16 protein-coding genes are annotated in these 12,800 nt (G+C 44.2%); 10 read left to right on the top strand and 6 right to left on the bottom strand.

Features of this window, described 5'->3' with window-relative positions:
* Positions 1-7 precede the first annotated feature (7 nt).
* Entirely contained in the window at positions 8-709 is a 702-nt protein-coding gene (locus tag C6G87_RS00210; protein WP_104751549.1) for a 5'-methylthioadenosine/adenosylhomocysteine nucleosidase, read from the bottom strand.
* Between the two features lie 117 nt (positions 710-826).
* On the opposite strand from C6G87_RS00210, the gene C6G87_RS00205 reads away from it, so the two are divergent.
* Positions 827-1,855 (top strand): bifunctional 3,4-dihydroxy-2-butanone 4-phosphate synthase/GTP cyclohydrolase II, encoded by a 1,029-nt coding sequence (locus tag C6G87_RS00205; RefSeq protein WP_104751548.1) that lies wholly within the window; start codon positions 827-829, stop codon positions 1,853-1,855.
* A gap of 14 nt (positions 1,856-1,869) precedes the next feature.
* On the opposite strand, the gene C6G87_RS00200 is transcribed toward C6G87_RS00205, so the two are convergent.
* From C6G87_RS00200 to bioD, 5 genes are read right to left on the bottom strand one after another with little or no spacing between them, the layout of a single operon-like run.
* On the bottom strand, positions 1,870-2,562 hold the full coding sequence (locus C6G87_RS00200) for a tetratricopeptide repeat protein (protein WP_104751547.1): 693 nt from the start codon (positions 2,560-2,562) through the stop codon (positions 1,870-1,872).
* A 22-nt stretch (positions 2,563-2,584) separates the two neighbouring features.
* Entirely contained in the window at positions 2,585-3,283 is a 699-nt protein-coding gene (gene cmoA, locus C6G87_RS00195) for a carboxy-S-adenosyl-L-methionine synthase CmoA (protein WP_104751546.1), read from the bottom strand.
* Positions 3,280-4,056, bottom strand: a complete 777-nt coding sequence (locus tag C6G87_RS00190; RefSeq protein ID WP_104751545.1) for a thiazole synthase — start codon at positions 4,054-4,056, stop codon at positions 3,280-3,282. Before C6G87_RS00190 ends, cmoA begins: the two co-directional genes overlap by 4 nt.
* On the bottom strand, positions 4,056-4,697 hold the full coding sequence (gene sodB / locus C6G87_RS00185; protein WP_104751544.1) for a superoxide dismutase [Fe]: 642 nt from the start codon (positions 4,695-4,697) through the stop codon (positions 4,056-4,058). The genes C6G87_RS00190 and sodB overlap by 1 nt, the downstream gene beginning before the upstream one ends.
* A 47-nt stretch (positions 4,698-4,744) precedes the next feature.
* Positions 4,745-5,404: a dethiobiotin synthase gene (bioD, locus tag C6G87_RS00180; RefSeq protein WP_104751543.1), complete on the bottom strand. Its 660-nt coding sequence runs from the start codon at positions 5,402-5,404 to the stop codon at positions 4,745-4,747.
* A gap of 81 nt (positions 5,405-5,485) precedes the next feature.
* On the opposite strand from bioD, the gene C6G87_RS00175 reads away from it, so the two are divergent.
* From C6G87_RS00175 to C6G87_RS00135, 9 genes are read left to right on the top strand one after another with little or no spacing between them, the layout of a single operon-like run.
* Positions 5,486-5,902, top strand: a complete 417-nt coding sequence (locus tag C6G87_RS00175; protein WP_104751542.1) for a universal stress protein — start codon at positions 5,486-5,488, stop codon at positions 5,900-5,902.
* 16 nt (positions 5,903-5,918) lie between these two features.
* A complete protein-coding gene (locus C6G87_RS00170; RefSeq protein ID WP_104751541.1) occupies positions 5,919-8,141 on the top strand; it encodes an AAA family ATPase in 2,223 nt (740 codons plus the stop codon).
* A 9-nt stretch (positions 8,142-8,150) separates the two neighbouring features.
* Positions 8,151-8,519 (top strand): aspartate 1-decarboxylase, encoded by a 369-nt coding sequence (panD, locus tag C6G87_RS00165; RefSeq protein ID WP_104751540.1) that lies wholly within the window; start codon positions 8,151-8,153, stop codon positions 8,517-8,519.
* Positions 8,513-8,815 (top strand): YbaB/EbfC family nucleoid-associated protein, encoded by a 303-nt coding sequence (locus C6G87_RS00160; protein WP_104751539.1) that lies wholly within the window; start codon positions 8,513-8,515, stop codon positions 8,813-8,815. Before panD ends, C6G87_RS00160 begins: the two co-directional genes overlap by 7 nt.
* A gap of 8 nt (positions 8,816-8,823) precedes the next feature.
* Positions 8,824-9,825: a DUF7488 domain-containing protein gene (locus C6G87_RS00155; protein ID WP_233708922.1), complete on the top strand. Its 1,002-nt coding sequence runs from the start codon at positions 8,824-8,826 to the stop codon at positions 9,823-9,825.
* Complete coding sequence (locus C6G87_RS00150) at positions 9,812-10,702, top strand: polyprenyl synthetase family protein (protein ID WP_104751538.1); 891 nt, start codon at positions 9,812-9,814, stop codon at positions 10,700-10,702. The genes C6G87_RS00155 and C6G87_RS00150 overlap by 14 nt, the downstream gene beginning before the upstream one ends.
* Positions 10,699-11,466, top strand: a complete 768-nt coding sequence (gene surE, locus C6G87_RS00145) for a 5'/3'-nucleotidase SurE (protein ID WP_104751537.1) — start codon at positions 10,699-10,701, stop codon at positions 11,464-11,466. Before C6G87_RS00150 ends, surE begins: the two co-directional genes overlap by 4 nt.
* A 35-nt stretch (positions 11,467-11,501) precedes the next feature.
* On the top strand, positions 11,502-12,161 hold the full coding sequence (locus C6G87_RS00140; RefSeq protein ID WP_104751536.1) for a hypothetical protein: 660 nt from the start codon (positions 11,502-11,504) through the stop codon (positions 12,159-12,161).
* A 3-nt stretch (positions 12,162-12,164) separates the two neighbouring features.
* On the top strand, positions 12,165-12,800 hold the full coding sequence (locus tag C6G87_RS00135; protein WP_104751535.1) for a 6-pyruvoyl trahydropterin synthase family protein: 636 nt from the start codon (positions 12,165-12,167) through the stop codon (positions 12,798-12,800).

Raw genomic sequence — 12,800 nt, 5'->3', positions numbered from 1 at the left:
CTATTTGTCAAGAACTAGCCATCTTTTCTAACATGTTGAAGACAAAGCGTGCGCTAGTTTTGGCACTTTGGGCTAAAAAACGATCAAAATCCTGCGGAGCTTCTCCGTTAGCATTATCACTTACACTACGTAATATACAGAAAGGTACGCCAAAATTCGTGCACACAAAGCCCACGCTGGCCCCCTCCATTTCCACCACATCCGCCCCAAAATCGCGCACTAATTCTGCCTTGCGCTCTTTAGAACTCACAAATTGATCGCAGGTGGCGACCACCCCGCTTTTAAGTTCTATGCCTAAATCCTGTGCCACGTTCTGGGCTAGGGCGTTTAATTTGGTATCACTTTGCACAAATAGCGCACTCTCAGGGATAAAACCTATAGGATGTCCAAAGGCACATAGATTCACATCGGCTTGGCAAAGTTTGGTCGCTAATAAAAGATCATTGATTTGCAAATGAGGGGCAAGACCACCAGCCACCCCACTAAAAATCAAAGCTTGTACGCCATAACGCAACAACATCGTACTAGCCGTGGTAGCAGCATGCACCTTGCCGATCCTGCTATAGGCTAACACGATACGCATACCCTTAAAGGAGATCGAATAAAACACATTGCCCCCTACCTTCTCTTGTGTGTGTGCGCCAAAAAGTGCCAAGAAAGGAGCGATTTCTTCGGGCATTGCACCCATCACACCAATGACTTTTTCCATGCTAACCCTTTGTGGAATGCGTATTCTAAAAGCGCGTATTCTAACATGGTTTTTTTAAACTCTGAGTGTTGTTTTCATTTTGTGCTACAATGGCGCGATCAATTCAGAAGGGATATCATGCAAGGCGTTTTAGAGAGAGTGCAAGAAGCCGTTACAGCCATTCAACAGGGACATCTCATTATCTTGATGGATGATGAAGATCGCGAAAATGAGGGGGATTTAGTCATGGCAGGCGAATTTAGCAATCCAGATAAGATTAATTTCATGGCTAAACACGCGCGCGGGTTAATCTGCGTTTCCCTTACTAAAGAGCTCGCCCATCGATTCGATTTACAGCCCATGGTGCCTTACAACGATTCTAAGCACGAAACAGCGTTCACGGTCTCTATAGATGCGCGCCAAGCTAAAACCGGTATTTCTGCCTATGAGCGATCTTTGACCATTGAGTTGCTCTGTCGTGAAAATACTCACGCACAAGATTTTGTGCGTCCCGGGCACATCTTCCCCCTTGTGGCTAAAGATGAGGGGGTATTGGTGCGCACAGGGCATACAGAGGCGAGCGTGGACTTATGCAAATTAGCCGGGCTAAAACCGGTGAGTGTGATCTGTGAGATCATGAAAGAAGATGGTTCGATGGCACAACGGGGAGATAAGTTCTTGCTAGACTTCGCCCAAGAACATCAGCTTAAAATTTTGTATGTGTCGGATTTAGTGAGTTATCGCCTCCAAACTGAAAATCTCGTGCATTTGGTGTATAGCGCGCCCGCGTGTTTTATGGATTACCATTGCACCTATATTAAACTCTTAGATCACCTCCAACGCGAGCACCATGTTTATCAATTTGGCAATCCTGCCGTGCCTTTAGTGCGCTTCCACATTGTGCAAAGCGATCATGCATTGTTAAGTCAGCCTGAACAGTATAGTTTTCTCCTAAAAGCCTTGCAGAAATTGCATGCCCAAGGAGGTTACTTAGTTTTTATTGATCCACAAGCCAAGACAGACACTATGAAGAGCTTTGGGGTGGGGGCGTTGATTTTAAAGAGTTTGGGTATTCAAGATTTTAAGCTCATCACCACGCAAGACAACCCAGAATACACGGCTTTAAGGGGCTTTGGTTTAAATCTACTAGAAACCTTGCAACCCTAGCACCTTGCACTCCTTTAGTTCTTGTGCTTTAGCTCCTTTAGGAGCCAACAAGAAGTGTCAAAACCCATATTGCAAGCCTTTTGGTAGTATTGGCGCGCTTTTTCTTTGTCGGGCTTGACACCTTTACCATGTGCATACATAATTCCCAAATTACTGTAAGCTGCAGGCTCCCCCATGTCTGCTGCCTTTTGGTAATATTCTTTGGCTTTGGCGTAATCTTTGGGGATGCCTTCATCACCCTCATACATCAATCCTACATCGAGATAGCCTGCTACATATCCCATGTCGCCTGCTTTTTTGAAGTATTGCAGGGCTTTTTTATTATCTGGCTTCACAGCGCATTCGAATCTATCGCAATCGCCACCCACCTCATACAGATAGCCTAGGCAAAAATAAGCCTCTGCACTCCCTAAATCCGCTGCTTTTTTGTAATAGAACAAGGCTTGCGCATAATCACTAAAACCACTATCATAGTCGCTATACAGATCCCCCAAACCGATATAACCCTTAACACTCCCCATATCTGCTGCTTTTTGAAAGTATGTGAAAGCCTTGTTGTAATTTTTGCGATGATAAGCCTTATGAGCCATAGAGAGGTATTTTTTAATTTGCTGGGCTTTTGTTTGGTTGTCATGGGCAAAAAGACTTGCTACACAACACAGACTGATGAGGGCTATCTTAAGGATGTTTTTAGCGGTGCGTGTCATCTCTCTGCTTTTTAGGATCAATCTAAACCTTGCGCGCGATTAAGAGCCCAAAATTCACCCACTTAAAGAGTACCTCTACATGCTTAAAGCCCGCTTGCTCCAAAAGGGCGGTGTTTTCTTGCAAACTATAGGGCACAAGCACATTTTCTAGGGCTTCTCTTTTAAAGGTGATTTCGCTTAGGGTGTATCCCTGCGCTTGCTTGTAAAGATAGTAAAGCTCCACCATTTGTTTATCTAAAATGCGATCCAAGCTCATCATTTTCTCGGCTACCACCACCACGCCCCCGGGCTTTAGGGCGGCAAAAATGCGCTCGATCAAGGCTTGGCGTTGCAAGGGTCTAATGAATTGCAAAGTGTAGAGCAAGACAACGGCCCCGGCATTGTCTAAAGAGGTGTTTAAGAGATCTTCGCAACGCCAAGTTATCTTAGCAGTTTGCAATTTTTCTTGCGCCTTTTCTAGCATGCTTGGGGCGTTATCCACACCCACTAAAAGCGCATCGGGGGGCAAGAGGGGGGCTAGGGTGGCTAAAAAATTGCCCGTAGAACAGCCTAGATCATAAACCACGCCCTCTAAGTCTTGGGCGACAAAGTGGCTAGCAAGCTTTAGAGTTTCTTGGTAGTAGGGGATAGAACGGGTGAGCATGTCATCAAACATGCCCGCCACTTGGCTGTCAAACTCAAAGCGTTTGGGTAAAGCGGTGCTAAAAAGGGTGTCCTTCACAACTGCGCTAGCCCAAAGACGGGCGAGCTAGGACTCGCGTAAGCTTTTTTAGGGATACGCCCGGCTAAATAACTCTTGCGCCCGGCTAGCACGGCAAATTTCATGCTCTCAGCCATGAGCACGGGGTCTTTAGCTAAAGCGATGGCAGAGTTGGTGAGCACCCCATCAGCCCCAAGCTCCATAGCCATGCTCGCATCGGAGGCACAGCCCACGCCCGCATCCACAATCACGGGCACTTTTACAGCTTCTTTAATAAAACCAATGTTATAGCGGTTTTGAATCCCTAGCCCGCTACCTATGGGGGAGGCTAAGGGCATCACCGCGCTTGCGCCCGCGTCTTCTAGCTTTTTAGCCATAATCGGGTCGTCATTGCTGTAAGCGAGCACACAAAAACCCTCTTTAGCTAAGATTTCACAGGCATGCAGAGTTTCCAATACATCGGGGTAAAGAGTCTTATCATCGCCGATAATCTCCAACTTAATGAAAGTAATCCCTGTAGCTTCTTTGACTAATCTGAAGAGTGCGATCGCCTCCTGTGCGGTGCGACACCCTGCGGAATTGGGCAAAAAGCTAACAGATGTGTCTTTAAAAACATCCAAGAGATTTTCCTCCTGGGGGTTAGTGATATTGACCCTTCTTACTGCCACGGTGATCATCTCTGCCCCACTAGCTAATGTAGCCTGCTTGGTAACGGCAAAGTCCTTATATTTCCCACTCCCCACAATGAGTCGTGAGTTAAAGACCTTCGTGCCGATAGTTAGGGTATCTGCCATTAAGCCTTCTTGTGTACGAGTTCGTTAATGTAGTGATCCACAGAGCCCAAACCTTCTTTTTTAGCCCATTCATAGCATTTGGAGACGAACTCCCAATTTACATGGGCATAGAACTTCTCCAAATACACGGGGCGGGCGTTTTTATGATCAATATAATAAGCATGTTCCCATACATCAACAACCAAAAGCGGAATTTTATGGTCTGTAACGGGAGTGTTGGCATTGCTAGTCTGTACAATCTCTATTTTTTGTGTTTTTGGGTTATAAACCGCCCAATTCCAGCCCGATCCAAAGAGAGTGGTTGCGCTTTTGATAAAGGCTTCTTTAAAGCCTTCTAGCGAGCCATAATCGGCAATTAAAGCTGTTTTAAGCTCTTCGCTCATAGGGGTTTCTTTAGGACTCAAGCAATCCCAATAAAAATCGTGGTTGTAAATCTGAGCAGCATTGTTGAAAACTCCGCCACTTGACTTGGTTAAAATGCTGAACAGACAGCTGTCTTTAAATTCACTATCTTGGATCAAATTGTTCAGATTGTTCACATAAGTTTGGTGGTGCTTACCATGGTGAAAATCAAAAGCAGTAGGGCTTAAGAAATCTCCCATGCTATCCTTGCTGTAGGGCAACTGGCGTAAAGTAAACATGGCATCTCCTTCAAGTTAGATTGGAGCTCCATTATAGCATTACATTCTCAACAAGGCACTAATATCGCGTCTAAAAGACGCCCACTCTGTTCAGGAAATTCTAAAATAGGGGTTTTTAGGGTAGTGTTGAGGTGATCGATATAGGGTTTACAAATTTGGTAATAAGTGCGTTTATCGCGCATATTAATGAGTATTTGATGAGAAATCTTGTGCCCACTGAGGTATTCTTGATTTAAGAGTAAGTTGTTGAGCATGCCCAAACGATCTGAACTTACCATTAAGAGTCTTGTTTTAAGAAACATGCAAAGATCGACGATTTTATTCTTGGCATCCAAAGGGACTAGCAACCCCCCCACCCCCTCTATAATAAGCAAATCACATCGTTCTTGTAGAGCATCTAACTTTTTCTTGATCTCTTTAAAATCTAAAGTAATATGGGGCTCAAAACGCGCTGCCACAAAAGGGCTCGCTCCCAAAACATAGCGGTAAAAACTAATATCCTCCAAATTTAAGTGAGGCTCTATATCTAAGTTCTCTTGTAAAAATAATTCTGCATCGCTTGGTCCTTCGGCATTGATTCCTGTTTCGATAGGTTTGGCTAGCAAAGTCTTGATCCCACGCGCTTTGCATAGCTTAGCAATCTCTAAAGAAAGGGTGGTTTTGCCCACGTCAGTATTGGTCGCACTTACGAAAATCGGGGCATACATAGGAATCCTTTGCGTATATTTAGGCAGTAGCTTAAGCTTATTTCTCTTATAATGGCTTTAAGATCTTCGCAAAGGTAACGCATGTTAAGGGTGCTTTTTGGGATTAGCGACACGCAGGAATGTAGAAGCGGGCTGGACGCAACCCTGAAGCTTTTTATCAAGCTTAAAGATGTGCATTTTACTCTAGTGCATGTAAGCCCCGAAGTGCTGATTTATCCTGAGAGTGGGATTATGAACTATAGTCAAGCTGAAGTGATTGCCCATGAACAATCCAATCAGCTTTTAGAGGAGTTTAGTGAGTTGCTTATGCAAGAGGGTATCGCGTGTGAAGGGTTACTCAAAGTAGGCAACCCGGTGGATGTAATTTTAGAAATGGCGCCCAATTTTGACCTCTTAGTAATTGGAGCAAGCGAATCTTCAGCGTTTTATAAAATCTTTGGCTCACATCAAAATAGTTTCATTGATAATTCCCCTATCCCTGTGTTGGTCGCCAAATGAGCCCCAAAGGTAGCTAATGCCCTCTATCACTATCCGTTTACATCGTATTCTTAACTCTTCCATCGCATTAGCAACTAAATTGTCCCATCGGTTCACCACCATTGAACATGTTTTTCTAGTCATGCTTAATGACAAAGAAGTGCAGGGTTTTTTGCGACAATTGGATGTGGATATTTTAGATGCTAAACAGATGATCCAAAGTTATCTTGTCGAGAATGTGCCTATTTATACTAGTCCTGAGGAACGCAAGCGCCCCAAGCATGATCAAGATTTATTGGACTTATTTCACGCACTAGAAGACTACATCCAAGACACGCACTACAAGATCATAGATGTGCAAGATTTTCTTTTCATTATGTTGCAAGAAAATAAGTGTTATAGCGCGCGAGTGTTACATTCCTTTCAGGTGGACAGCCTTAAAATTTTGGAACATCCCCCCCTTTCTTTTTCCAAAGAAAAGGTGTCTGCTTTACAGAAGTTTGCCAAAAATCTTAACGAATTAGCAAGAAAAGATGCCATTGATCCCGTTTCGCACCGCGATGCGGAGCTTAAAAAGGTGATCGAAATTTTGGGGCGGCGTAAGAAGAATAATCCCTTGTTGGTGGGCGAGCCAGGCGTGGGTAAAACCGCGATCGCAGAGGGTTTAGCCCTTAAAATCGTGCAAAAGGATGTTCCCTCTTTCTTGCTCCAGCGCACTATTTACGCGCTGGATTTGAGCGCGATGGTGGCTGGGAGCAAATACCGAGGCGAGTTTGAAAAGCGATTAAAAAAGACCCTCAGAGAACTACAAAAAGACAAGGGGAGTATTCTTTTTATTGACGAAATTCACACGGTTTTAGGGGCAGGGGCTTCTAGCTCAGGTGCGCTCGATGGAGCCAACATTTTAAAACCTATGTTAGCTGATGGGAGTTTAAGCTGTATTGGAGCAACCACCTTTGAAGAGTTCCGCTCTGTTTTAGAAAAGGATAAAGCTTTCTGCCGTCGCTTTAGCAAAATCGATATCTTAGAGCCCTCTAAACAGGATTGTTATGCTATTCTAGACGATCTTTCCAGCCATTATGAGCGCCACCACCATGTGCGCTACAGCAAAGAAGCCCTCAGGGCATGTGTAGATCTCTCTGTCCACTATCTTCATGAGAATTTTTTGCCTGACAAGGCGATCGACTTAATGGATATGGCAGGGGCATTTAAAAAAATCTATACCCCTCCTAGAGCAAACCCCCCTCTCATCTCTACCCATGATATTGAAAATGTGCTCTCCTCTAAAATCGACATTCCAAAGTCCCATATCAGTTTAGAAAAACAACACCATCTTAAAGGGCTAGAAGCCCAACTTAAAAAAGAAGTGGTTGCTCAGGATAAGGCGGTTGAGCGCTTGGTGGAGGCGATTAAGATCCACGCCTCAGGGTTGGTTGGCGCGCAAAAACCTATTGCAAGCTTTTTGTTTGTTGGTCCTAGCGGGGTGGGTAAAACAGAGTTAGCCAAAGCCCTAGCCAAGCATATGCACTTGCATTTGGAACGCTTTGATATGAGTGAATACAAGGAACCCCATAGCATTTCTAAGCTCATCGGCGCGCCTTCTGGCTATGTGGGCTTTGAGCAGGGTGGACTCTTAGTGAATGCCATTAGAAAACATCCTCGCTGTGTGCTCTTGCTTGATGAAATTGAAAAGGCACACCCCAATGTCTATGATCTTCTCTTGCAAATCACTGATAACGCTACCTTGACAGACAATAGTGGAAAAAAGAGCGATTTTAAACATGCCGTGCTCATCCTAACCTCCAATGCAGGAAGTGGAGCGTTGGGAAGAGTGGGCTTCTTGGATGATCACACACACAAATACCACCAAGCTCTTAAGGATCTACTTAGCACAGAACTGCGTTCTAGATTGGATGCAATCTTGACTTTCGAGCCCTTGAATCTAGAACATTTGGAGCGCATTGCGCACAAAGAGTGTCAAAAGCTTGAAGAATTGCTAACCCCTAGAAATATCACTTTGAGTTTTGACAAAAGTGTGAGTGCGTATTTGGCTAACCTCTGTTTTAAAGATCCTTTGGGCGCGCGCGTGATGGCAAAATTAGTGCACGATCACATCAAGATCAAACTTAGCGATGCGATTCTCTTTGGCGGACTCAAGGAAGGCGGTAGCGCTAGGGTAGTGCTCAAAAATCGAGAAATCAAGATTCTATGTAAACAAACAGCTCACATTAAGCCTCATAAAAAGATTAGAAATACATAAGGAATATTAATGCTCCCTTCTGCAGAAGTGTTGTATTCTAAGATCCACCGTGCAGTGGTTACGGATGCAAACTTGCACTATCAAGGCTCCATCACTATCGGTAAGGATCTGATGCAAGCAGCTAAGTTACATCCATGGATGAAAGTTGATGTAGTCAATATCAATAATGGTGCGCGTTTTAGCACTTATGCTATTATGGGCACACAGGCACGGGAAGTTTGCGTCAATGGTGCAGCGAGTCGTTTGGTGCAAATTGGAGATCAGGTGATTATTTTAGCTTACATGCACCTGAGTTTAGAGCAAATTCCCATCCATCAGCCCCATGTGATCTTATTGGGGGAAAACAACGCGATCTTAGAGAAAGGAATACCATGTTAGATTTGGGACAATTAGGCGGGTTGTTATCCCAACTTCAAGAACAATTCAAAGACATGGAAGCTAAGCAAAAAGCCACTCAATTCAGCGCCAAAAGCGGGGGAGGGCTAGTTAAGGTCTGTATCAATGGTGCGGGCGAACTCTTGGATATTCAAATCGATGATAGTCTTTTAGAAGACAAGGAAGCCTTGCAAATCTATTTGATGAGCGCACTCAATGAAGCCTACAAAAATGTAGAAGAAGGGCGCAAGAACTCCGCTTTTGGCATGCTAGGCGGCTTGAATCCTTTTAATAAATAGGCTTTATTTTGGTTTTGATTGGGCGTTTGTTGGCGGTTGTGTTGTGCTGTACGCCCTTAAAAGCCTATGATTTCTCCCGATGCGCCAAATACCACCATCTAGCTACATATGGTGCAAGTGTATCACTCTTTTGGGATCGCAAACAGGTTTCTTTTATGCACTCTACAACCCCACCCAAAGGAGTCAAAATCCTAAAACATGATCCTTTTATTGGCTTTTATCTGATCCAAGCCCCTAAAACCCAATTTGCCTACCACCTTCTAGACATCGATGCACAAGCTAGAAAACGCCCTCTAGCTGCTATCAACGCACATGCTAAAAGCGGTTCCATCTTGGAGCGTCAACAGGGTTTTTTGCACTTTGCGCGCTTCTCTGCTCCTTTGGGATTGAATGGTGTTGTGAGCAATATTTGTTATCAAATCTATGGTGTAGGAGTGGGTGCGCATGAATTTATAGAAACCAAATATCTTAAACGCTTTTTAAGGCAGAAAAGTCCTTATTATGGTGATATTGGCGTGCGTGTGGGTGCGGGACTAGTAGTACAGAGTGTGGACCCTTTTTTTCAACACAATCCTTTTTTAGAACATGATGTGATCATGCGTATCAACAATCAGTCTATCCGTAACGCCCACGAATTTGAATGGATAGTGAGCAATTTGGCTTACCAAAGCCATGCACGCGTCACTATTAAAAGGGGTCATGCCCTAAAAACCTTTGTGGTGCGTGTGGACAAAAGACATGGAGGGTTTTTATTGCCCGATACTTTTTTAGAACGCTTTGGTATTGCCGTGAACGATGATTTGGTGATCACCAAAGCCACACACTTAACTCCTCCTTTAAACAAGCTTCATGTGGGCGATCGATTGGTGTGGATTAATAGGAAACCCATCATTAAACGCGGGCAGTCTGTGCATGTTGCCCTGCAAAAAGCGTTGAGTAAAGCTTTTATGCAGGGACAAATTGAAATGTTGATCATGAGAAAGGGCTTTGAATTTTATGTGCGTCTGTGAGAATGCTCTAGACTTTTATACGCAAGTTTGTGAGGAATTTAACAGCTATGTGTTCCGCGCTAAACCTCCCATAGAGACTTTCCACCCTTTTTTTGAAAAAGCCTTTTGGGAAATGTTGGAAAATGGTGGTAAGCGTTTTAGACCAAAATTATTTTTGGCAGTACTTTGTGCCTTTGAGCACGATATAGAAGCTGTGCGCATAAGCTTTCCTGTTGCCCTCGCTTTGGAAGTTTTACACACCTATTCGCTTATTCATGATGACTTACCTTGTATGGATAACGCATCTTTGCGCCGGGGACATCCCACTCTGCATAAAACCTATGGTGTTACTACTGCCACTCTAGTAGGCGATGGACTGAATACCTATGCTTTCTATTGCATTACCCAAGCGTGCTTGGATAGCACCTTGAAAGTACAACTTATCGCTTTATTAGCTATGTGTGGTGGGATAGGAGGCATGGTCTTAGGACAGGCGTTAGATTGTTACTTTGAGCATAAAGCGCTTAATTGTCAGGAATTAGAAACCTTGCATACTCTCAAAACTGCGCAACTTATCGCGGCGAGTTTGAAGATGGGTGCGCTGGTGGTGGGCGATCGCGCTCCTTCAAATTTGCCACAAGCCCTCTTTGATTTTGGAATCCAATTGGGGTTGTTTTTCCAAGTACGCGATGATATTATTGATCGCACCCAAAGCCCCGCCCAGTCGGGAAAAAGTACCCAACTAGATACCTTTAAAAATAACTATGTCAATTTGCTAGGTCTGCCTCAAGCTAAAACCTATTTGCAAGAACTTAAAGTGAATTTGTTAAAAACACTAGCAACATTTCCCTCCACTCTTGCGCTCTATTTGCAGACTTTGCTGAAGGAACTTGCATGAAACCTCATATCTTGCTCACCAATGACGATGGTTACGAAGCTAGAGGGTTGCTTGCCCTAAGGGACGCGCTCAGCAGTATCGCCGATGTGATGGTGGTCGCACCCAAAAATGAGCGTTCTGCCTGTGGGCATGGAATCACAATCAGCGTACCCTTACGTATCGAAGAAATAGACAAGGACTATTTTCGAGTTGATGATGGCACACCTAGCGATTGTGTGTGTTTAGCGGTCTCCATGAGTCAAAGGCCCTTTGATTTAATGATTTCTGGCATTAATCATGGCTCTAACATGGGTGAGGATGTGCTTTATTCGGGCACGGTGGCCGGGGCTATTGAGGGGACTTTGCATAAAATCCCTTCCATTGCCATTTCTCAAAGTATTCAAGATCGTGCCAAGTTTGCCCAACACGATTTTAGCATGGCTACTCAAATTGCCCTACGCCTTGTGCAACAATGTATCGAGCACGGCTTTCCCTTTGCATCCAAAGCGCGCAAATTCTTAAATGTAAACATCCCTCAAAACGCGCCTAAAGGGATTAAGATCACCCAAAAGGGTGTGCGTCTCTATACAAACAATGTACATCTCAAAACAGACCCCAAGGGTAAGCAATACTGCTGGTTAGGACTCAACCCTTTAAAATGGGAAGAACGTGGGGGGGCTTTGAGTGATTTTGAGGCCATTGCGCGCGGGTATGTCTCCATTACACCCATCACTCTCAATATGACCAGCTACGCCGATTTGCAAATTCTACAGGAATGGGTATAAATGCCCAAACTTTGTAGTAAAATGGGGATATGGAAATGAATGTGTGGATGCGCCGTGCTTTTTTGGTCTTGTTCGTACCTTTTGTTTTTGTGCTCACGGGTTGCCACCGCTTGAATATGGGGTATTTCTCAGAAGTGCGCGGGGATTATGCCTTTAACTTTAATTCTCCGATTGTAGTAGTGCATGATAAGGAAGATATGATCAGTTCTTATTATCTGTCTTTTATTGTCTATCGGTTACAACAACTCGGCTTTTACAATGTCTTCAAATTGAAAGATTATCCCATTTCTCAAGCTAAGAATATTATTTATGTCCATGTAGTACGCAACATTTCCGCATTACCCATTTACACCTATAATTACACTTTAATCGATCGCGCTAAGAGCAATCATTGCTATTGGCATGGAGGGCAATTTTATTGCGCCAAAATGCCCACAGATTATTATGCAATCAATGGGTTTTCTGCCTATAGTAAGATGCTTGTAGGGTCGCATTTTATTTTAGACTGGTGGGACAATGTGCGCAATAAGCGCGTCCTCTACATTGATGGGAGTGTGATGGGCGAGACTTGTGGATATAATAAGCTTTATGAAGATCTCATTAGTAACACTATTCAGCGTATCGACTTTACCCGTTCAGAACATTATCGCTATTACGAAAAACTCCCCGTTTACATGCCATGTTACAAGCGTTAGATCATGCAAATTAGACGAACTTTTCATTTTTGTGCTAGCCATATCGTGCGCAACTGCACCTCCAAGCGTTGTGCGAGCAGTATCCATGGGCATAATTACACCCTAGAGGTTTTTGTGGAGGCGCACAAGCTCGATCATGCAGGGATGATCTTAGATTTTGGCTTGTTTAAAAACGAGATCGCTAGCTTCATTGATGCCTTTGATCACGCCCACCACTTTTGGGATCGCGAATCCCCAGAATTTCAAGACTTCATTGCCACCACCTGCACGCGCCATGTGAAATTAGGGTTTAACCCCAGTGCGGAGGGGTATGCCCTGATGTTTCATCTCTTTTTAGACGCGATAGTGCGCGCCACAGAGTTTCATAATGGCGAAGCGCCTTTGAGTGTGAGTGCGGTGCGCGTACATGAAACCAATTATGGCTATGCCCAAAGTTTTAAAGCCGATTTGCAAAATCCGGATTTAATGCGTTCTATCTCTTTAGAGAGTGTGTGTTTTTCTCCGGGCATTTTAGAGGAGATGCCAAACTCCGCTTTGATAGATCGGCTCAAGCAGTATTATTATCTCCTAGCCTGCGCGATCATCCCCCCCAAAAAGCCCTTTAGCAGCCCCCCACCCCTACAGCAAATCCCCCTATGA

Origin of the sequence: Helicobacter baculiformis (assembly GCF_900197685.1) — a bacterium.
Classification (GTDB): Bacteria; Campylobacterota; Campylobacteria; order Campylobacterales; family Helicobacteraceae; genus Helicobacter; species Helicobacter baculiformis.
Note: the sequence above shows the minus strand (reverse complement) of the source record. Positions and strands in the feature narration are given on the sequence as shown.